Origin of the sequence: Bacteroides muris (ex Afrizal et al. 2022), assembly GCF_004793475.1 — a bacterium.
GTDB classification, from domain to species: Bacteria; Bacteroidota; Bacteroidia; order Bacteroidales; family Bacteroidaceae; genus Bacteroides; species Bacteroides muris.
Genome location: NZ_SRYZ01000037.1, coordinates 1 through 20,013, shown reverse-complemented (window position 1 = coordinate 20,013; position 20,013 = coordinate 1). Strand labels below are relative to the sequence as shown.

The following is a 20,013-nucleotide window of genomic DNA, read 5'->3' as shown; positions in this document are numbered from 1 at the left end:
AACAAGCGGTAAATACAATACGCTGATTTAAAGGGAAGTATTCAGTATAAGACTATGGCAGTATTTCACCTTCCGCTGTCACCTTTACGTAGATTTCCCTTTCCCCTTGCTCCATCTCTACCAAAAAGTAACTGCCATCGGGAGTCTCAATAAAGTCGGCATCATCAATGACATAACCGGGATGGGCAGCCGTAACGGCGTTCTTCACTACATCCTCCAGATGTCTCTTACTGATATCCCAGATAGTATAGGCCCATGCACCCTCAGCGGTGAACATCACATCCTTGCTGATACTTCCGTGCACGATTTCGACTTCCGTCATACCGTTCTTTTCTTTTTCAATATCCACAATGCGGGCATTGGGATATTTCTCTGCTATAAAATCTTTGATGGCAGCGGAAATATCAGAAGGGAGATAATCTTCGGGAGAACCGCCGTTGTGCGCATCGGCCACTTCCTTCACCAGAATGCCGTCCTCCGAATAATAGAGGTCCATTTCCTGATTACCTTTCTCCACTTCGATGATGTAGACAACAGCCATTTCCTTACGTTCCAGCTTGTCTACATCTTCCACCTTCCATACATTATAATAGGTACTACTCTCGTAAGAGCTTCTCACCGGAGCGGGAAGGTCTGCATAACGGAGGTCGGTTTCGGTCATCTGCCATACACCGTCTTTGGTGAACCAGGCCTCCTTTTCGAAATTGTCCTCATGGAAATCAGCCACATAATATGCACCTTTTGTTTCCCATTCTATACGCTGGGCATTGGGATGCTCCTTGGCCAACGCATTACTCAGTTCCGCGGGCACGGAGATTCCGTCGTTGTCGTCATCATCACAGCTTTGCAAGGCAAAGGCAAACACGCCTAACGCCAATAATAAGAAGTACTTTTCCAGTTTCATAGTCATTTCGTTTTTTTACATTATCAATACCAAGTTTGTTCATTTTGTATGGCAAAGATGAAGCCTAAATCTGGAAAGAATCTGGAAGAATACTCATATTTTGCAGAAAACAGCTATCTTTGCACTTCCAAAAGCGTTCATAACAAAAGAGATACATACTAACACAATGGAAAAGAAATTCAAACGTACCACCGTGACATCGGCACTGCCGTATGCAAACGGACCGGTTCATATCGGACACCTGGCAGGCGTTTATGTCCCTGCCGATATTTATGTCCGCTACCTGCGACTGAAAAAGGAAGATGTAATCTTCATCGGAGGCTCCGACGAACACGGAGTGCCCATCACCATCCGCGCCAAGAAGGAAGGCATTACCCCTCAAGACGTGGTGGACCGCTATCATACGCTTATCAAGAAGTCTTTCGAAGAGTTCGGCATCTCCTTCAACGTGTACAGCCGCACCACTTCAAAGACTCATCACGACACTGCTTCCGAGTTCTTCCGCAAACTGTATGACAAGGAAGAATTCATCGAAAAGACCAGTATGCAGTACTACGACGAGGAAGCCAAGACGTTCCTTGCCGACCGTTACATCACCGGCGAGTGCCCCCACTGCCATGCCGAAGGTGCCTACGGCGACCAATGCGAGAAGTGCGGCACCAGCCTCAGCCCTACAGACCTGATTAATCCGAAAAGCGCCATCAGCGGCAGCCAGCCCGTGATGCGCGAGACGAAGCACTGGTATCTGCCGCTGGACAAGCACGAGGAGTGGTTGCGCCAATGGATTCTGGAAGACCACAAAGAGTGGCGTCCCAACGTTTACGGCCAGTGCAAGAGCTGGCTCGACATGGGCTTGCAGCCGCGTGCCGTGAGCCGCGACCTGGATTGGGGCATCCCCGTTCCCGTGGAAGGCGCCGAGGGCAAGGTGCTCTATGTATGGTTCGATGCCCCCATCGGCTACATCAGCAACACCAAGGAGCTGCTGCCCGACACGTGGGAGAAATGGTGGAAAGACCCCGAAACACGTCTGGTGCACTTCATCGGAAAAGACAACATCGTGTTCCACTGCATCGTGTTCCCCGCCATGCTGAAGGCAGAGGGTAGCTACATCCTGCCGGACAACGTGCCGAGCAACGAGTTCCTGAACCTGGAGGGCGACAAGATTTCCACTTCACGCAACTGGGCGGTATGGCTGCACGAGTATCTCGTTGACTTCCCCGGCAAGCAGGATGTATTGCGCTACGTGCTGACAGCCAACGCACCGGAAACAAAAGACAACGACTTCACCTGGAAGGACTTCCAGGCACGCAATAACAACGAACTGGTTGCCGTATACGGAAACTTCGTGAACCGCGCCCTGCAACTCACCAAGAAGTACTTCGACAGCGTAGTGCCTGCCGCAGGCGAACTGAACGAATACGACCGCGAGACGCTAAAAGAGTTTGCCGACGTCAAGGCAGAGGTAGAGAAGCTGCTGGACGTATTCAAGTTCCGCGACGCGCAGAAGGAAGCGATGAACCTTGCCCGCATCGGAAACAAATACCTGGCCGACACAGAGCCGTGGAAGCTTGCCAAGACGGATATGGATCGCGTAGCCACCATTCTCCACATCTCCTTGCAGCTGGTTGCCAACCTTGCCATTGCCTTCGAACCGTTCCTGCCTTTCAGCAGCGAAAAACTTCGCAAGATGCTGAACATGGACAGCTTCGACTGGGCAGAACTGGGACACACCGACCTGCTGCCTGCCGGACATCAGCTGGGCACCCCCGAACTGCTGTTCGAAAAGATAGAGGACGACGTCATCCAGGCACAAGTGGACAAGCTGCTTGCCACCAAGAAGGCAAACGAAGCCGCCACCTACAAAGCAAACCCCATCAAGCCGACCATCGCTTTCGAAGAGTTCGAGAAGCTGGATATCCGCGTAGGTACAGTGCTTGAATGCGAAGCTGTGCCCAAGATGAAGAAGCTTCTGAAGTTCAAGATTGCCGACGGACTGGAAAACCGCACCATCGTCAGCGGCATTGCCCAGCACTACAAACCGGAAGAACTGGTAGGCAAGCAGGTGCTGTTCATTGCCAACCTCGCTCCACGCCAATTCAAGAACGGGCTGGTAAGTGAGGGAATGATTCTCTCTGCCGAGAACTACGACGGTTCGCTGGCGGTGACCTCACTGCTGAAGGAGGTGAAGCCGGGCAGCGAGGTGAAATAGGCTTGTACTTGTAAATGATAACACAGAGACACGAAGGCACAGAGAAAGAAAAAAGGGAAAAGGAAAACTCTGTGTTTTTGTGTCTCTGCGTTCAAAACGCCCTATACTTCTGCATTCAATCAAGAAAATAAACTATGTCCGATACATCACTCAAAGAAAAAACAGCCAAAGGCCTCTTCTGGGGAGGATTCAGCAACGGTATACAGCAGTTGTTGAATCTAGGTTTCGGAATAGTCCTTGCCCGATTGCTGGATGCTTCGGATTATGGTATGGTAGGGATGCTTACCATCTTCTCCGCCATTGCCGCCGCCTTGCAGGAAGGTGGTTTCATCTCTGCACTGACCAACCGGAAGGAGGCTTTGCATAAGGACTACAATGCCGTGTTCTGGTTCAGCCTGATGTGCAGCACTACTATATATATCTTGCTCTTCTTTGTAGCGCCACTGATTGCCGATTTCTACCATACTCCCGAACTGGTACCGCTTTCCCGCCTCTCCTTCCTGGGATTCGTCATTTCAAGCATGAGCATCGCACCGAGAGCCTATCTGTTCAAGAATCTCAGAATCAAGGACACTACCATCATCTCCATTTCAAGTCTGATAGTCTCCGGCATTGTGGGCATCACACTCGCTGCCAACGGATTCGCCTATTGGGGGATTGCATTGCAAAGCATCTCTTTCATCACCGTAATGACGATTCTTAACTTCTACTTCTCGCGTTGGAGACCCCGCTTCCGGTTCGACTTCACACCCATTAAGGAGATGATAGGGTTCAGCAGTAAGATAATCATTACGAATATCTTCACCATAATCAATAACAATCTGTTCTCCGTCCTGCTGGGTAAGTTCTATTCGGAACGGGAAGTAGGCAACTTTACCCAGGCAAACAAGTGGAACGGCATGGGACATACCACGATTACGGGCATGATAAACGGCATTGCACAACCCGTCTTTACCCGGGTTGCCGACGACAAGGCACGGCAACTCGCCATATTCAGAAAGCTGCTGCGCTTCACCGCCTTTATCTCTTTCCCCGCCATGCTGGGATTGAGCTTGGTATCGAAAGAACTGATTATAATCACTATCACGGAGAAGTGGCTGCCCAGTGCCGATATCTTGCAACTGTTATGTATTTGGGGAGCATTTATTCCCGTCAACAATCTGTTCTCCAACGTGCTCATCAGCCGGGGGCATTCTTCTATCTATATGTGGAGCACCATCAGCTTGAGCCTGCTGCAAATAGTAGCTGTATGTGCCATATACCCATACGGGTTGGAGTGGATGCTGCGTATTTTCGTCATTATCAATATCGGCTGGCTGTTTGTATGGTTCCGTTTTGTCAAGAGGGAGATAGGATTAAGACTGCGCGATATGCTGAAAGACATCTCTCCTTATCTCTCCCTATCCATTGTACTCGTAGTATCAACTCACTATGCCACTCAACCCATAGAAAACCTATACTTAAATATGGCAGCCAAAATCATTATGGTAGCCGGGCTTTATGCACTGGTTTTGTGGAAACTACAATCTACCATCTTCCGGGAAAGCATTGAATTCCTCTTAAAGAAAAAAAGAGCATGAGCCGCATAGCCTATATCATATCCGCTTATAAGGATGCTCCGCATCTGGCACGCCTGGTTGCCGCATTGGACGACCGGGCAGACTTCTACGTACACATCGACCTCAATGCCGATATACACCCTTTTGAAGAAGCCTTGGGAGACAAGGTCACTTTCGTGCCCCGCCACCGGATAAGCTGGGGAGGATGGGAACAAGTGGAATACCAGAAAGAATTGCTTGCCGCCGTATTGCACAGCGGTATCCCCTATACCCGCGTAGTATGCCTGAGCGGGCAGGACTACCCATTATGGAGCAACAACGCCATCCACCGCTATTTCGAGGAGCATCAAGACACTGAATTCATCGGCGGTTTCAACCTGACACACTGCACCGTGAAACAGCAGTTGCACAAGATAACCCATTACCACCCTTTCCGTGACTTGCCTTGGAAGAGTATATGGTGGAAAAACAAACTCATCGTAGCATCGCGCAAGCTGGCACAGATACTCCCCATCCGGAAAGCTCCTTTCGCACCCTTGGAAGGCAAGCAGGCAGATGTCTATTTCGGTTCCGACTATTGGGCCATCACGCTGCCCTGCGCACGATATGTATATGAAAAGCTGTGCACGGAGAAGGATATGATACGCTACTTCAAGACTTGTTTTGTACCCAGCGAACTGTGCATACAAACTATTGTTTTCAACTCCCCTTTTGCCTCAAAAGGGCTTCTTCTAGAGGGAGAATACCCCGGACTTACCCGTCTCACCCCCTTGCACTACATAGACTACGGCGCATCCATCCGCGTGATGACACTCAAGGACCTGCCGGTATTGCGGCAGTCTGGAAAGATGTTCTGCCGGAAAGTGGTAAGCGGGGAGTCCGCCACACTGATAGAAAAACTCAAGTCCGATTTCGCAAAAGAAGATTGAACTGAAAAGTGCTCCTTTCAACTATTATCATTATTTTTGCAGACATCAATCAAAAATGGTATCCATGATGAAGCAATATACCCCGGAAGAACTGACCCAACTACATCAGGTGTTATACGAAATACTAGAAGAGATTGTGCGCATCTGCGACAAACACAATATCCCCTATTTTGTAATCGGCGGAACAGCAATAGGGGCACTCTATGACAAAGCGATTCTTCCTTGGGATGACGACATAGATATAGGTATGAAACGGGAAGACTATAATAAGTTTCTCCGGATAGCTTCCCAAGAACTGAAAGAGCCATACTTTCTCTCATGGATAGAAACAGATCCTCATACCCCCTACTACTTTGCTAAGGTCAAAAAGAACAACACCCTATTCATAGAGGAAATGTTCAAGGATGTACCCATGCACCAGGGAATCTTTGTCGATATATTCCCCTTCGACCGTATTCCAGACAACAAGCTATTGCGGAAGATACAATATGAAACCGTCAACTTTATGAAATGCTGCCTGATGGGAAAAGAAGTATGGCTGTGGAAGCATTTCGGAAAATGCCAAATATCCAACCCTACCAATCGTGGAGCTGTTGCCTGCCTTCTGAACCGGATAGTTGATATGACACTCTCTAAAAAGACAATCTACCGTTTGATGGTGATAATGCAAAGTTGTTTCAACTCATGGAAAACCTTATATTACAACAATGTGATTACCACCACCGACCATGTTTTGGAGACGAGTCTCAACTGTCTGCAATCGATTCCGTTCGGTCCACTACGTCTGAAAGCGCCCAATGGACTGAAAGAGTTCCTGCTCTACAACTACCCTACCCTGCACCGCTACACGGAGGAAGAGCAAGAAAAAATAAACAATCACTATCCAGCAGCCCTTGCCTTCGACCTACACTTAATCCAGACATCATGAAAACATTATCCACAGCCCCCGTAGCCCTGTTTGTCTACAATAGGCTGCACAACACCAAGCAGACCATAGAGCATCTGAAGAAGAACAAACTTGCCGACCGTACTCCCCTCTACATCTTCAGCGATGGCGGGAAAGACAAGAGATCATGGAAAGAAGTGAACAGGCTGAGAAAGTATCTACACACTATCGACGGATTCGGCGAGGTACATATAGTAGAACGCCCGGAAAACTACTATTTAGAAAACAACATTATCGAAGGCATCGCCTACGTACTGCAACACCACGACACAATTATCGTACTGGAAGATGACATCTGCACCTCACCTGTCTTTCTGGAATATATGAACAATGCCTTAAACAAATATATCCATACCCCACAAGTAATGCATATAGCAGGTTTCACTAACCTGGATATCCAACAATCGGACGACACCTATTTCACTCCCCACATGAGCGGATGGGGATGGGCGACATGGAAAGACCGATGGCAGCACTTCGTCCATTTCACCTCGCGCAAGGAAGCCCTGCAAGGAATGACTGTAAAAGACTTCGAGAAACTGGAATACGGCGGTAACTTCCACTGCCTGCATTCACTCGACAAACATCCTATCCCTTGGGACATCTGCTGGGAAATAGCTATCTACAAGCAGAAAGGTCTCTGCCTATCCCCCACCCACACACTGATAAAGAATATCGGAATAGGTAATGGTACCCACTTCAACTCCAGCCGGCTATTCGGATGGTACGAGTATGACCGACCTTACCGGACGGAAAGCATCATCCTAAACAATATTCCCATCAAAGAAAACCCTGCCATCGAAGCCCTCTATGCCCAAGCGCTAAAAAATCATGGCATGAGATATAACTTCCTTGGTAGAATGGTGCGCTGGGCTTATCTCAAAATCAAAGCTAAACGTACATAAGGAAGAAGATTTCAGAGCCTAACAGGTGCTGTTTCTCCCCGAAAACCACTACTTTTGTCTCATATTTCCGACAAGAAGGGATAACTTGAAGCAAAGAACGCTATGGAACAAGAAATCATACAAAAACGAATACACGAAGTAAGAAGGTTTCCTTCTGATTTCATGTTTCAACTGACAAAGGAAAAATGGGACAACTTGAAGTCACAAATTGTGACTTCAAGTTGGGGCGGTACACGCAAACTGCCTTTCGCTTTCACCGAGCAAGGACTTCCCGCAGTGAACAGCCATCAGGAATTGGAGGATTTAAAGAAGCGGATAAAGGCATTAGAGGAGATTAGTGAAGAAAACCTCTCTGAACTGAACGACCTCTCAGAAGACAGCCGTAGAGAATTTGACGACATCTACCTCGCTCTGTCGCAATTATCCCAGAAGAAAATAACGCAACAGCAACCTATCGTTTACAAAGCCATCCAAAAAAGAAGAAACGAACAACAGTCATGAGAGTACTACTTATCAATACATCCGAGCGCATCGGCGGCGCAGCCATCGCCGCCAGCCGTCTCATGGAATCGCTCAAGAACCACGGCATCAAAGCCAAGCTGCTGGTACGCGACAAGCAGACCGACCAAATCTCCGTTGTGTCACTGGACCATAACTGGCGCATGGTGTGGAAGTTCGTCTGGGAGCGCATCGTCATCTGGAGCGCCAACCGCTTCAACAAAAAGAACATCTTTGCCGTCGACATTGCCAACACGGGAACAGACATCACCTCACTGCCCGAATTCCAGCAGGCAGACGTCATCCATCTGCACTGGATAAACCAGGGGATGCTCTCGCTGAGGAACATCGAGAAGATTCTCGCCTCGGGCAAGCCCGTCGTCTGGACTATGCACGACATGTGGCCCTGCACCGGCATCTGTCACCATGCCCGCGAGTGCACCCGTTACCGGCAGGAATGCCACAACTGCCCCTTCATCCATGAAGGCGGAAGCAAGCGCGACCTCTCCTACCGTATCTTCCGGAAGAAGATGAACCTTTATAAAGGAAGACGAATCAACTTCGTGACATGCAGCCACTGGCTGGAAGAACGCGCCCGCACAAGCGCCCTCTTCAGCGGACATGCCGTGACGTGCATCCCCAACCCCATCAACACCAACCTCTTCAAACCCCGCAACCGACAGGAAGCCCGCAACCGTTGCCTCCTTCCGCAAGACAAGAAGCTCGTGCTGTTCGGCTCGGTGAAGATTACGGACAAGAGGAAAGGTATCGACTACCTGATAGAATCGTGCCGCCTGCTGGCCGACAAGCATCCCGAACTCCGGGAACAGTTGGGCGTGGTCGTCTTCGGCAACCAGTCGCAACAACTGGAGAACCTGCTTCCATTCAAGGTCTATCCGCTGAACTTCGTCAGCAACGAACACCAACTGGTGAACATCTACAATGCCGTAGACATCTTCGTGACCCCCTCTCTGGAAGAAAACCTGCCGAACACCATCATGGAAGCCATGGCGTGCGGCATTCCCTGCGTCGGATTCAACGTAGGCGGCATTCCTGAGATGATAGACCATCTGCACAACGGCTACGTGGCACAATACAAGTCCTCGGAAGACTTTGCCAACGGCATCTACTGGACGCTGACCGAACCAGATTACCCGAGCCTCTCGGAACAGGCCTGCCGGAAAGCCGTATCCCACTATTCGGAGAACGTCGTCGCCAAGAAATACATTGACCTTTACAACAAAGTGACCGGAAGAAATGCATAACCACCCCACCCCGAAATTCAGCATCATCACCGTGACCTACAATGCCGAAGCGGTACTGGAGGACACGATTCAAAGCGTTATCTCGCAAACCTACCACCACGTGGAATACATCATTGTGGACGGTGCGTCCAAAGACGGCACGCTCTCCATCATCGACCGGTACAAAGACCGCATCACCCGCATCGTGAGCGAACCGGACAAGGGACTGTACGACGCCATGAACAAAGGCATCCGCCTTGCCACCGGCGATTACCTCTGCTTCCTCAATGCCGGCGACAGCTTCCACGAAGACGACACCTTGCAGCAGATGGTGCACTCCATCTCCAGCAGCGAACTGCCCGACGTGCTGTATGGCGAAACAGCGCTGGTGGATAAGGAAGGGCACTTCATCCGCATGCGCCGCCTCTCCGCCCCGGAAGCGCTTACCTGGCGAAGCTTCAAGCAGGGCATGCTGGTCTGCCATCAGGCCTTCTTTGCCAAAGCTTCCCTTGTGGAACCCTACGACCTGCAATACCGCTTCTCCGCTGACTTCGATTGGTGCATCCGGGTGATGAAAAAGGCACGAACCTTGCACAATACCCATCTCACCCTCATCGCCTATCTGGAGGAAGGAATGACCACCCAGAACCGTCAGGCATCCCTGCGCGAACGCTTCCGCATCATGGCGCGGCATTACGGACTAATGAGTACCGTAGCCCATCATGCCTGGTTCGTATTACGGGCCGTGATAAAGAAATAGCACAAATTTCGAGGACAAATATACTTTGTTCCCGCAAGACCTATACCTTGCGGGAATCTCCCCTATACCCAGCTCTCTACAGTATAGGAGTGAGTACCTAAAACATCCGGATGTTCTGCATATTAAGTCCTATACCGTGAGGGGCTAAGTCCTAAGACGTAGGAGATTAAGTCCTAAGGCAAAGGAGGCTGGGTAGCTGCAAGCAGCGCCTTCAACTCTTTTACCCCTTCCGAAGCTCCCTTTTGAATGACATGTATCGGACGCATGACGTGCGTGTCCACCGGCTTGGGGTCTATCAGATACACTTCGGTGGCACGGGGCACGTAGTTCAGCAGTCCCGCAGCGGGATAAACGTTCAGGCTGGTGCCGATGATGACGAAGATGTCCGCCTGCTCCACATACCGGATGGCAGTCTCAATCTCCGGCACCGGCTCGCCGAACCACACGATGAACGGGCGGAGCTGCGTACCGTCGCCCGCCTTGTCGCCCAACTTTACTTCATATTCCTCCGGCGCCAGTTCCTTGACGAAATGCGGATTATAAGGGTCGCGGCTGGAACAAACCTTCGTCAGTTCCCCATGCAGGTGTATCACCCGCGTGCTCCCCGCCCGCTCGTGCAGATTATCTACGTTCTGAGTGACGACCGTTACATTGAAAACCCTTTCCAGGTCGGCAACACCCAGATGCCCGGCATTCGGCACCACATCGAGCAACTGCTTGCGACGTTCGTTATAGAAATTAATGACCAGTTCCGGGTTACGTGCATACCCCTCGGGAGTCGCCACCTGCTCCACCGGATATTTGTCCCATAATCCGCCCGCATCACGGAATGTGCTGATGCCGCTCTCGGCGCTCATACCAGCACCCGACAATATGACCAAGTTCTTCATTTTCCGCTCCTTTCCTTTATTAAAGTAAGACAAATATAAGAAGAATGTTCAAGTTGTGATATAAATAAGAAAAATTAAATACTTAAAAGCCTTATCATTCAAATAAAAGACGTACTTTTGCCACTCATAAATTTGCAATAGACTGGAAAAGAAACCAATCCGGTCGTCAACAAAAGAATCTTATGGACAAATTCAGTTATGCTATCGGCCTTGGAATAGGTCAGAATCTTTTAAGCATGGGTGCCAAAGGCATTGCAATAGATGACTTTGCACAAGCAATCAAAGACGTTTTGGAGGGCAACCAGACGGCAATCAGCCACACAGAAGCCCGTGACATCGTCAACAAGTACTTCGCCGAACTGGAGGAGAAGATGAACGCAGCAAACATAGAAGCCGGCAAAAAGTTCCTGGAAGAGAACAAAAAACGCGAGGGAGTTGTTACGCTTCCCAGCGGACTTCAATACGAAGTTATCACAGAAGGAAACGTCGGTCACTATGCCAAAGCAACCGACCAGGTACAATGCCACTACGAAGGCACACTGATTGACGGAACGCTGTTCGACAGCTCCATCAAGCGCGGCCAGCCTGCCACATTCGGTGTAAACCAAGTGATACCCGGTTGGGTGGAAGCCCTTCAGCTTATGCCCGAAGGTGCCAAGTGGAAACTCTACATCCCCAGCGACCTGGCATACGGAGCGCAGGGTGCCGGCGAGATGATTCCTCCCCACAGCACGCTCGTATTCGAAGTCGAATTACAGAAAATTTTATCTAAATAAACAACAAGTAAAAGCAAAATGAAAAAAGTAACATTTCTCATGGCTCTTGCAGTAGCTGCCGGTATGGCATCTTGTACTGCTCAAAGTCCGAAAGCTGATTTGAAGACGGACATCGACTCATTATCTTACGCCATCGGTATGGCACGTACAGAAGGTTTGGACCAGTATCTTGCACAACAAGGCATTGACTCAACCCAGATGTCAGAATTCCTGAAAGGTTTCAACGAAGGCGCAGCCAAAATCGATAAGAAAGATGTGGCTTACATGGCCGGTCTGCAAGTAGGCCAGATGGTCAGCAAGCAATGGGTGGAAGGCTTCAACCAACAAATCTTCGGCAACGACTCCACACAGAGCATCAGCCGCGAAAATCTGCTGGCAGGTTTCGTAGCAGGTGTCATCGGCAAGGGTGGTGCTATGGATATGATGAAAGCTCAAGAGTACATGCGTACTCAGATGGATGCCATCAAAGAAAAAGCAACTGCAGAAAAGTATGCTGACAACAAAGCTGCCGGTGAAAAGTTCCTGGCTGAGAACAAGGCTAAAGAAGGTGTAGTAACTACCCCGAGCGGTCTGCAATACAAAATCATCACCAAAGGTAACGGTGCTGTTCCTGCCGACAGCAGCAAGGTGAAAGTAAACTACAAAGGTACGCTGATTGACGGAACAGAATTCGATAGCTCTTACAAGCGCAACGAACCTGCTACTTTCCGTGCCAACCAGGTAATCAAAGGCTGGACAGAGGCCCTCACCATGATGCCCGTCGGCTCTAAGTGGGAACTCTATATCCCCTACGACCTGGCATACGGTTCAAGAGAAACCGGTAGCCAAATCAAGCCGTTCTCTACTTTGATATTCGAAGTGGAACTGTTGGGTATCGAGAAGTAATGTAACAATCCGAAGGGAGGGGCAAAACCCTCTTGATACTTCTTTTAGGCGCGGATTACGAGGAATAACGCGGATTTGGTAAACTAAATCCGTGAAATCCGCGTAATCCGCGCCTAACCGTTATCCTCACTTTTATTCATTTTTCTATCCCTTTTCATAGATAAATTAAAATAAAGTCCTATATTTGCTTACTATTTGATAACAAGAAGAACTTTACTTATTTACTATTATGGAAAAAATAGACAATCTTGACCGGCAGATTCTGGAAATCATTTCCCAGAATGCCCGTATCCCTTTCAAGGACGTAGCTGCTGAATGTGGCGTGTCACGTGCTGCCATCCATCAACGTGTACAGCGCTTGATTGACCTTGGCGTTATTGTTGGCTCAGGCTATCATGTAAATCCCAAGTCCCTTGGATACAGAACCTGCACTTACGTAGGAATCAAGCTGGAAAAGGGCTCCATGTATAAGACGGTAGTTGCTGAGCTGGGCAAGATTCCCGAAATCGTAGAATGCCACTTCACCACTGGTCCGTACACCATGCTGACCAAGGTATATGCCCGCGACAACGAGCATCTGATGGATTTGCTGAACAACAAGATGCAGGAGATTCCTGGCGTAACCGCTACCGAGACCTTGATTTCCCTGGAACAGAGCATCAAGAAGGAGATTCCTATTTGCCCCGAGAAATAACGAACAACAATGGATTTCTTGAACGAATATCATCTGTCGGGCCTTGTCATAGGTATCTGCACATTCCTCATCATCGGCTTGTTTCACCCCATAGTTGTGAAAGCCGAATATTATTGGGGCACCAAGTGCTGGTGGATTTTCCTTTTACTCGGCATCGGCGGCATCATCGCCTCCCTTTATACAGAGAACATCATGATATCCTCCCTTCTGGGCGTCTTTGCATTTTCCTCGTTCTGGACTATCAAGGAGATATTCGAGCAGGAAGAACGAGTGAAAAAAGGCTGGTTTCCTAAGAATCCAAAACGGACTTATAAGTTCTAAGGACAAAGATTACAAGGAATTTTATCCAAAAGCCTTGCATATTTCAATAGAAAATGCTACTTTTGCCCTCGCTATCCAAGCAAGGATGCATCGGACTTGTAGCTCAGTTGGTTAGAGCAACAGACTCATAATCTGGAGGTCCCTGGTTCAAGCCCAGGCTGGTCCACGAAGAAAATAAGCGTTAATTGCATGAAATCAAGCAGTTAACGCTTTTCTTTTTGTCCCTCACTATGAGTTGGGATAGGCTCAAATCAATAGAAAGTTGGCGGAACGTACAATGTTAAGTTTGATATTTTTGGGAGACACACCTAAAAACACAAAAGCCAACTAACTAGCAATAAATAAGTTGACTAATTCTATAACATTTTCCAAATATCCCTATTTAAAAGAATAAACCAAAATCTAATAAGAGCCTGTTTAAATTTTCCTCAATAATAATCTTATAGTGGCTAATTTGACCATTTCCTCTGCCGAATCGAATGTTAGTTCATAGTTTCGGCAGAGCCTTCTATTGTAATCCATCCATGAGAATGTTCTTTCCACAATCCATCTCTTTTGAATGGGTCTGAATCACTGTTCCTTGTACGCGCTGATAACAACCTGAATGACATATCCGAATTTCTTTCTTATGTTATCGACAAGTTCTCCTCGGTAACCTCCATCGGCAAGGATGTTTTTTACACTGGAGCACATCTCCTTAAGAACCCTCATCAGCAAATAAGCGGCTTTACTGTCATGCACATTAGCTATGGTGACCATAACGGCAATAAGAAAGCCATGCTTTGACCACGTTTCACACGTACATGCCCACGTAATTTCTCTAACAACAAGTCAAAATCCAATTGAGAGGCCCATTTGCGATAGTAGTAATAGACCAACTGCCACTTGGGAAAGTCAAGAGGAAGCATCCGCCATTGACAACCTGTCTTTACCAGGTAAAATATAGCGTTCCAAATCAATCGCAAATCATATTTTCGCTTTCTTTCTTGCAGGTTCAATACTTTTGTTATATATTGCCAATCGGTTTCCGTTAAATCTGTCTGATACATCTTTTTTAAAGTTTGGTCGCATCAAAGAAAGAAGTAATCTGACGGATACGGAAACCTCTTTAGAAAAAGATTTCAGTCATTTTTAAACAGGCTCTAAAATAAAGTTCATCTCTCAAGTGATTATTTAACCAGTATTTCATATTTTTGCAGATAAATTTCTGAATCTTTTACGACAAACATGAAAACATTTTTGAATATTAAGAGAATTTTTCTTTTTGTTATCCTTATCATTAGTAGCACCATAAGTAGGTGTCAGATTTATAAATACATAGGATTGGAAGATGGTCTGAACAATCAAAAAATATATCATATCCAGAAAGACCGACGAGGCTATATGTGGTTTCTGACCCAAGAAGGAGTAGACCGTTATGATGGAAAACAAATCAAACACTACAACTTTTCAGATGACAACATGAAGCTGGATTCACGTATTGCCTTGAACTGGTTCTATATGGACAATGAGGATATTTTATGGGTTATCGGTCAGAAAGGGCGTATTTTCAAATACGATTCGCAGCATGATAAATTCGAACTGGTTTACATACATCCGGAGTTAATCAGAAATAAGTCACAAGCATTTCTAAATTACGGCTATTTGGATAAGAATGACAGAATCTGGTTATGTTCTAAAGATAGCATCGTATGGTATGATACTCGGACTGGAACCGCTTCACATATAGCGACACCGGTTAACAGCGAAATAACCGTCATTGAGCAAACGGACGGCAACCATTTCTTTATCGGTACGGGAAACGGACTGTTTCGTACCCAGACAGAAAGAGAAACACTGAAGCTGATACCCGACGAAGTGGCAGAAAGTATCGGTACACCTGTGCATGAGCTCTATTATCATACAGTTTCAAAACAGTTATTCATAGGAAACTATAAAGAAGGAATACTTGTGTATGACATAGGAGGAAAAGGAAACATTATCCCCTGCCAATCCCCCAATAATGTAGAGTTCAACCAGATTGTCGCTTTGAACGACCATGAGCTTCTGATTGCCACAGGTGGAAAAGGTGTATATAAGCTAGACTTGAATACATACATGAGCGAACCCTACATAACGGCCGATTACAGCAGTTATAACGGGATGAACGGAAACAACATCAATGACATTTATGTGGATGAAGAGCAACGAATTTGGCTTGCCAATTACCCTACTGGCATCACCATCCGTAACAACCGTTATGGGAGTTACGACCTGATAAAGCATTCTATTGGCAACAGCCACTCACTGGTAAACAACCAAGTTCATGATATAATGGAAGACAGTGACGGTGACCTTTGGTTTGCAACCAGCAACGGTATCAGCCTCTATCAGACTGATATAAAAGAGTGGCATTCCTTCTTCAGTTCCTTTGATTCGGTACCGGATGACGAGAATCACATTTTTTTGACGCTATGTGAAGCCTCCCCCGGCGTGATATGGGCCGGAGGATTTACATCCGACATCTACAAGATAGAAAAGAAGAAAGGATTCAAGGTAAGTTACCTTTCTCCTGCTACCATTGCAGGAATACGTCCTGACCAATATATATTCGACATCAAGAAAGATTCGGACGGCGATATCTGGTCCGGTGGATATTATCACTTGAAATGTATCAATCTAGAGACTAAAAATATACGTTTATATCCGGGAGTAAGCTCCATCACCACCATTCAGGAAAAAGATGCCCAACAAATGTGGATTGGCACACAAATGGGACTCTACCAGCTTGACAAGAAATCCGGAGATTACCGGTATGTAGACTTGCCCGTCGAATCTCCCTATATATGCGCGTTATACCAGAGAAACGATAGTATCCTATACATAGGTACCCGCGGGTCTGGACTGCTTGTATATAACCTCTACAAAGAGAAGTTCATCCATCAATATCGTACAGATAATTGTGCGCTGATTTCCAACAACATCTACACCATTATTCCCCGTCAAGACGGAAACCTGCTCATGGGGACAGAAGACGGGATTACCATTTATTCACCCAAAGGACACTTCTTCCGCAATTGGACACGGGAACAAGGATTGATGAGTGTCAACTTCAATGCCGGCTCTGCTACCACCTACGGCAAAAACTCACTTGTTTTTGGCGGCAACGACGGTGCGGTCAGGTTTCCGATAGATATACAGATACCGGAACCACATTACTCACGTCTGTTACTGCGCGATTTCATGATAGCCTACCATCCCGTTTACCCAGGCGATGACGGTTCTCCGCTGCAAAAAGATATTGACGAGACCGACCGACTGGAACTGGCCTACGAGCAAAACACTTTTTCACTGAATGTTGCCTCCATTAATTACGATTATCCTTCCAACATTCTTTTTTCATGGAAAATTGACGGTTTTCATAAAGAGTGGAGCCGTCCGAGTCAGGATAACCGGATTATTGTAAGGAATCTGCCTCCCGGCAGTTATACGTTACAGATTCGTGCCATATCCAATGAGGAAAAATACAAGACCTATGAAACAAGAAACATACAGATTGTCATAACGCCTCCGGCATGGGCCAGTGTTTGGGCTATGATTGGATATGCAATACTGCTGGTACTGGTTACGGGCATCATATTCCGTATCATAATGCTACACAAACAGAAGAAAATTTCGGATGAGAAAACGCGGTTTTTCATTAATACAGCCCACGACATACGTACTCCGCTTACATTGATAAAAGCCCCATTGGAAGAAGTTGTAGAAAACCAAATGGTAACAGAACAAGCGTTGCCGCATATGAATATGGCTCTCAAAAATGTAAACAACCTGCTCCAGCTGACAACCAACCTGATAAATTTTGAACGGATAGATGTCTACTCTTCCACCCTTTATGTTTCTGAATACGAACTGAACTCCTATATGAACAATGTTTGCGCCACATTCCGCAAATATGCCGAGATGAAACACGTCAGGTTTGTTTATGAAAGCAATTTTGACTATCTGAATGTGTGGTTTGACAGTGACAAGATGGGATCTATTTTGAAGAATATCCTATCAAATGCATTGAAGTATACACCTGAAGGTGGCAATGTATGCATTTATGCCTGCGAAGGAGAAAACTCCTGGAGTATTGAGGTGAAAGATACTGGGATCGGCATTCCCTCATGTGAACAGAAGAAATTGTTCAGAAATTATTTTCGAGGAAGTAATGTCATTAATCTGAAAGTAACAGGTAGTGGAATCGGGTTGATGCTGGTATACAAACTGGTCAGATTACATAAAGGCAAGATTCAGATTCAGAGTACCGAACATCAAGGTACTTGCGTACAGGTTACTTTCCCGAAAGGGAACAGCCATCTCCATAAAGCAAAATTCCTCTCTCCACAAGCACCGGATAGATATTCGGAAGCTATCATGCCTCATGACACTTCAGAGATATCGGCATCCATGGAAATATCCCAAACAAACAACTCTTTACAGCGTATTTTGATAGTGGAAGACAATGATGATTTACGCAATTATCTTGTTAACATGTTCAAAACGGGCTATAATGTTCAGTCTTGTCCCAATGGAAAGGAAGCACTTGTTATAATGCGAGAATTCAATCCAGCTATTATCATATCCGACATAATGATGCCCGAGATGGGCGGAGATGAATTCTGTTCGGTTATAAAAAACGACCTTGAGATGTCTCATATTCCTATCATCTTGCTGACCGCGCTAGGGGATGAAAAGAATATGCTCGAAGGGCTGGAAATCGGAGCAGATGCCTACATCACTAAACCCTTCAGTGTGGGAATACTCAAGGCAACGGTTAAGAACATACTTGCAAATCGTGCTTTACTCCGTCAGGTTTATAACAGCATCGAAGATAAAGAACAAAATCTTCCAACCAATTGCACCAATAACCTGGACTGGAAATTCATAGCCTCTGTCAAAGAATGTATAAAGAACAATATGGAAAATGCAGACTTCAATGTGGACATGCTCAGCAGCCTGCATCACATGAGTCGTACAAGCTTCTTCAATAAATTAAAAGCATTGACCGGTTATGCTCCAGCCGATTATATCCGGATGATACGTTTGCAACACGCCGCACAATTATTGAAACAAAACAAATATACAATAACAGAGATTGCCGACATGGTTGGATTTTCGGATGCAAAATACTTCCGCGAAGTATTCAAGAAATATTATAATGTAAGTCCAAGCAAATTCAACAAACAACAGGAAGAACCCGTTGATGGAACCAATTCATCGCCGCAGTAGAGCGGCACAATGATATGATGTGCCGGCAACTTACTGAAATCAGAGCAAAATTTTGCAGGTTGCCACGGCCCGTTTTCCTTGATTCCGTCAAGGGGTTCAACTACTGACTCGTATGATTATCAGATATCTACCCTCTCCTGTGTTTTTCTGCCACCATAAGCACCGGCAACGCAGCACAATACGGCTCCCAGCAAAATAGCGAAAAACGAAATCAAAGCCGAGCGGGCTGCGGCATCTGTTGCCTTATCGGCAGCCACCAATGTCTTATGCTTAATCTCTTCCCATTCCTGTGCGGCTTCCTGTAGATTTGCCTGCAATTTGCCAATCTGTTCTTTAGCTTCCTTGCGTGCATCTTCCAACAAGTTCATATATTGTTCTATCGCCTTGTCCGCTTCCGCTTTGGACATATCGGTATTGTTGGCCATGGCTTTGGCCAAGTCGTTCCGGTCAATACTTTTGCCTAAATCCTCCACACGCTGTTCCAGACGGTCCAGAAAACCGGCAATCGTTTTATCCGCTTCCTGCGGAGAACGGGCAATTTTTTTCACGGACTTGGTCAAGTCATCCTTCACAACTGCCAGCTGTTTCTGCAAATAATCCGGCTGAAGTTCGGGCACATCGCTCTTTACCAATGCAGTACGGATATTCTGAGATATGTTTCCTTCTTTCATGGAGGCGTTAAAATCTATCTTGCCGAACAGTTCCTCCGCTTCCTCAGACAATGCGGAAACCCCGTTGCCCACAACGCTGCCTGCTCCCGACAAAACGCTGCCCGTAACGGACGAAACCGCTCCGAGTGCATTTGCCGTCACTTTTGCAGCACCGGCAGCCAGGAAGATTCCCAGTACCACGGCAACAATCAGAGTAGTAGCCCAAACCAAAAAGCCATGGATGATTCCATCCATACCGGCCAGTTTTCCGGCAACAAAGCCACCCGCCGCCATACCGACAATCAGAATGACTGCAGAACCAATCCCCACAGCAGTGCCTATGCCCGCAGCAGGATGATCGGACAACGGGTCAAACATAAACAATCCGATACTCGAATTCAGGATAGACAATAAAACAGAGATTGCCAATACAGTCATGACACCTCCCAAAACACTACCCCAGGACACTCTGCCCTTCAATTCCGCTAAACTTAATCTTTTCATAATCGCTAGGTTTTAGTTAATACTATATTCACACTACTGTCCCATTAAAATCTGAAAAAGTTCTTTGAAATTATTGAAATATAGTT

18 protein-coding genes and 1 tRNA gene are annotated in these 20,013 nt (G+C 46.8%); 14 read left to right on the top strand and 5 right to left on the bottom strand.

Annotated features, from left to right (window positions below):
• Positions 1–52: 52 nt before the first annotated feature.
• Positions 53–904: a PepSY-like domain-containing protein gene (locus E5355_RS14050; RefSeq protein ID WP_005834354.1), complete on the bottom strand. Its 852-nt coding sequence runs from the start codon at positions 902–904 to the stop codon at positions 53–55.
• Positions 905–1,070: 166 nt separating this feature from the next.
• On the opposite strand from E5355_RS14050, the gene metG reads away from it, so the two are divergent.
• The 8 genes from metG to E5355_RS14010 all read left to right on the top strand — a co-directional run bounded on the left by metG (position 1,071) and on the right by E5355_RS14010 (position 9,954).
• A complete protein-coding gene (metG, locus tag E5355_RS14045; RefSeq protein ID WP_136010864.1) occupies positions 1,071–3,113 on the top strand; it encodes a methionine--tRNA ligase in 2,043 nt (680 codons plus the stop codon).
• A 134-nt stretch (positions 3,114–3,247) separates the two neighbouring features.
• Positions 3,248–4,693, top strand: a complete 1,446-nt coding sequence (locus E5355_RS14040; RefSeq protein ID WP_136010863.1) for a lipopolysaccharide biosynthesis protein — start codon at positions 3,248–3,250, stop codon at positions 4,691–4,693.
• A complete protein-coding gene (locus E5355_RS14035) occupies positions 4,690–5,601 on the top strand; it encodes a beta-1,6-N-acetylglucosaminyltransferase (RefSeq protein WP_136010862.1) in 912 nt (303 codons plus the stop codon). The genes E5355_RS14040 and E5355_RS14035 overlap by 4 nt, the downstream gene beginning before the upstream one ends.
• A 64-nt stretch (positions 5,602–5,665) precedes the next feature.
• Positions 5,666–6,529 carry a LicD family protein gene (locus E5355_RS14030; RefSeq protein WP_136010861.1) on the top strand — a complete coding sequence of 288 codons (864 nt, stop codon included), beginning with the start codon at positions 5,666–5,668 and terminating at the stop codon, positions 6,527–6,529.
• On the top strand, positions 6,526–7,452 hold the full coding sequence (locus E5355_RS14025; RefSeq protein ID WP_136010860.1) for a glycosyltransferase: 927 nt from the start codon (positions 6,526–6,528) through the stop codon (positions 7,450–7,452). The genes E5355_RS14030 and E5355_RS14025 overlap by 4 nt, the downstream gene beginning before the upstream one ends.
• 102 nt (positions 7,453–7,554) lie before the next feature.
• On the top strand, positions 7,555–7,953 hold the full coding sequence (locus E5355_RS14020; protein WP_136010859.1) for an ORF6N domain-containing protein: 399 nt from the start codon (positions 7,555–7,557) through the stop codon (positions 7,951–7,953).
• Positions 7,950–9,215: a glycosyltransferase family 4 protein gene (locus E5355_RS14015; protein WP_136010858.1), complete on the top strand. Its 1,266-nt coding sequence runs from the start codon at positions 7,950–7,952 to the stop codon at positions 9,213–9,215. Before E5355_RS14020 ends, E5355_RS14015 begins: the two co-directional genes overlap by 4 nt.
• The gene (locus E5355_RS14010; RefSeq protein ID WP_136010857.1) at positions 9,208–9,954 is read left to right on the top strand and encodes a glycosyltransferase family 2 protein; all 747 of its coding nucleotides are present in this window, start codon (positions 9,208–9,210) and stop codon (positions 9,952–9,954) included. Before E5355_RS14015 ends, E5355_RS14010 begins: the two co-directional genes overlap by 8 nt.
• Positions 9,955–10,127: 173 nt before the next feature.
• Here E5355_RS14010 and E5355_RS14005 read toward each other — a convergent pair whose 3' ends face one another.
• Complete coding sequence (locus tag E5355_RS14005; RefSeq protein ID WP_136010856.1) at positions 10,128–10,844, bottom strand: SIR2 family NAD-dependent protein deacylase; 717 nt, start codon at positions 10,842–10,844, stop codon at positions 10,128–10,130.
• Between the two features lie 182 nt (positions 10,845–11,026).
• Between E5355_RS14005 and E5355_RS14000 the strand changes: the two genes are divergently transcribed.
• The 5 genes from E5355_RS14000 (at position 11,027) to E5355_RS13980 (ending at position 13,686) form a co-directional block, all read left to right on the top strand.
• The gene (locus E5355_RS14000) at positions 11,027–11,620 is read left to right on the top strand and encodes an FKBP-type peptidyl-prolyl cis-trans isomerase (protein WP_016272350.1); all 594 of its coding nucleotides are present in this window, start codon (positions 11,027–11,029) and stop codon (positions 11,618–11,620) included.
• Between the two features lie 18 nt (positions 11,621–11,638).
• Positions 11,639–12,505: an FKBP-type peptidyl-prolyl cis-trans isomerase gene (locus tag E5355_RS13995; protein ID WP_005830844.1), complete on the top strand. Its 867-nt coding sequence runs from the start codon at positions 11,639–11,641 to the stop codon at positions 12,503–12,505.
• A gap of 229 nt (positions 12,506–12,734) precedes the next feature.
• The gene (locus tag E5355_RS13990) at positions 12,735–13,199 is read left to right on the top strand and encodes an Lrp/AsnC family transcriptional regulator (protein WP_005830846.1); all 465 of its coding nucleotides are present in this window, start codon (positions 12,735–12,737) and stop codon (positions 13,197–13,199) included.
• A gap of 9 nt (positions 13,200–13,208) precedes the next feature.
• The gene (locus tag E5355_RS13985; RefSeq protein ID WP_016272349.1) at positions 13,209–13,520 is read left to right on the top strand and encodes a DUF4491 family protein; all 312 of its coding nucleotides are present in this window, start codon (positions 13,209–13,211) and stop codon (positions 13,518–13,520) included.
• 92 nt (positions 13,521–13,612) lie between these two features.
• Positions 13,613–13,686 (top strand) — tRNA-Ile (locus E5355_RS13980).
• Between the two features lie 404 nt (positions 13,687–14,090).
• Here E5355_RS13980 and E5355_RS19965 read toward each other — a convergent pair.
• Together E5355_RS19965 and E5355_RS19960 are read right to left on the bottom strand one after the other, a co-directional pair.
• On the bottom strand, positions 14,091–14,279 hold the full coding sequence (locus E5355_RS19965) for a transposase (RefSeq protein ID WP_246866961.1): 189 nt from the start codon (positions 14,277–14,279) through the stop codon (positions 14,091–14,093).
• A complete protein-coding gene (locus E5355_RS19960; RefSeq protein ID WP_246866960.1) occupies positions 14,267–14,569 on the bottom strand; it encodes a transposase in 303 nt (100 codons plus the stop codon). Before E5355_RS19960 ends, E5355_RS19965 begins: the two co-directional genes overlap by 13 nt.
• A gap of 178 nt (positions 14,570–14,747) precedes the next feature.
• Here E5355_RS19960 and E5355_RS13970 point away from each other — a divergent pair, with 178 nt between their 5' ends.
• Positions 14,748–18,773 (top strand): hybrid sensor histidine kinase/response regulator transcription factor, encoded by a 4,026-nt coding sequence (locus tag E5355_RS13970; protein ID WP_136010855.1) that lies wholly within the window; start codon positions 14,748–14,750, stop codon positions 18,771–18,773.
• Between the two features lie 119 nt (positions 18,774–18,892).
• Here E5355_RS13970 and E5355_RS13965 read toward each other — a convergent pair whose 3' ends face one another.
• Complete coding sequence (locus tag E5355_RS13965) at positions 18,893–19,927, bottom strand: TIGR04086 family membrane protein (RefSeq protein ID WP_016272330.1); 1,035 nt, start codon at positions 19,925–19,927, stop codon at positions 18,893–18,895.
• Positions 19,928–20,013 lie beyond the last annotated feature (86 nt).

Coding starts and splice junctions, on each gene's coding strand:
- E5355_RS19960 (WP_246866960.1), bottom strand. CDS start 14,569: ATGTATCAGACAGATTTAACGGAAACCGATTGGCAATATATAACAAAA.
- metG (WP_136010864.1), top strand. CDS start 1,071: ATGGAAAAGAAATTCAAACGTACCACCGTGACATCGGCACTGCCGTAT.
- E5355_RS14000 (WP_016272350.1), top strand. CDS start 11,027: ATGGACAAATTCAGTTATGCTATCGGCCTTGGAATAGGTCAGAATCTT.
- E5355_RS14040 (WP_136010863.1), top strand. CDS start 3,248: ATGTCCGATACATCACTCAAAGAAAAAACAGCCAAAGGCCTCTTCTGG.
- E5355_RS13970 (WP_136010855.1), top strand. CDS start 14,748: ATGAAAACATTTTTGAATATTAAGAGAATTTTTCTTTTTGTTATCCTT.
- E5355_RS14020 (WP_136010859.1), top strand. CDS start 7,555: ATGGAACAAGAAATCATACAAAAACGAATACACGAAGTAAGAAGGTTT.
- E5355_RS14005 (WP_136010856.1), bottom strand. CDS start 10,844: ATGAAGAACTTGGTCATATTGTCGGGTGCTGGTATGAGCGCCGAGAGC.
- E5355_RS13990 (WP_005830846.1), top strand. CDS start 12,735: ATGGAAAAAATAGACAATCTTGACCGGCAGATTCTGGAAATCATTTCC.
- E5355_RS13985 (WP_016272349.1), top strand. CDS start 13,209: ATGGATTTCTTGAACGAATATCATCTGTCGGGCCTTGTCATAGGTATC.
- E5355_RS14010 (WP_136010857.1), top strand. CDS start 9,208: ATGCATAACCACCCCACCCCGAAATTCAGCATCATCACCGTGACCTAC.
- E5355_RS14025 (WP_136010860.1), top strand. CDS start 6,526: ATGAAAACATTATCCACAGCCCCCGTAGCCCTGTTTGTCTACAATAGG.
- E5355_RS14030 (WP_136010861.1), top strand. CDS start 5,666: ATGATGAAGCAATATACCCCGGAAGAACTGACCCAACTACATCAGGTG.
- E5355_RS14050 (WP_005834354.1), bottom strand. CDS start 904: ATGAAACTGGAAAAGTACTTCTTATTATTGGCGTTAGGCGTGTTTGCC.
- E5355_RS19965 (WP_246866961.1), bottom strand. CDS start 14,279: ATGGTCACCATAGCTAATGTGCATGACAGTAAAGCCGCTTATTTGCTG.
- E5355_RS13965 (WP_016272330.1), bottom strand. CDS start 19,927: ATGAAAAGATTAAGTTTAGCGGAATTGAAGGGCAGAGTGTCCTGGGGT.
- E5355_RS13995 (WP_005830844.1), top strand. CDS start 11,639: ATGAAAAAAGTAACATTTCTCATGGCTCTTGCAGTAGCTGCCGGTATG.
- E5355_RS14015 (WP_136010858.1), top strand. CDS start 7,950: ATGAGAGTACTACTTATCAATACATCCGAGCGCATCGGCGGCGCAGCC.
- E5355_RS14035 (WP_136010862.1), top strand. CDS start 4,690: ATGAGCCGCATAGCCTATATCATATCCGCTTATAAGGATGCTCCGCAT.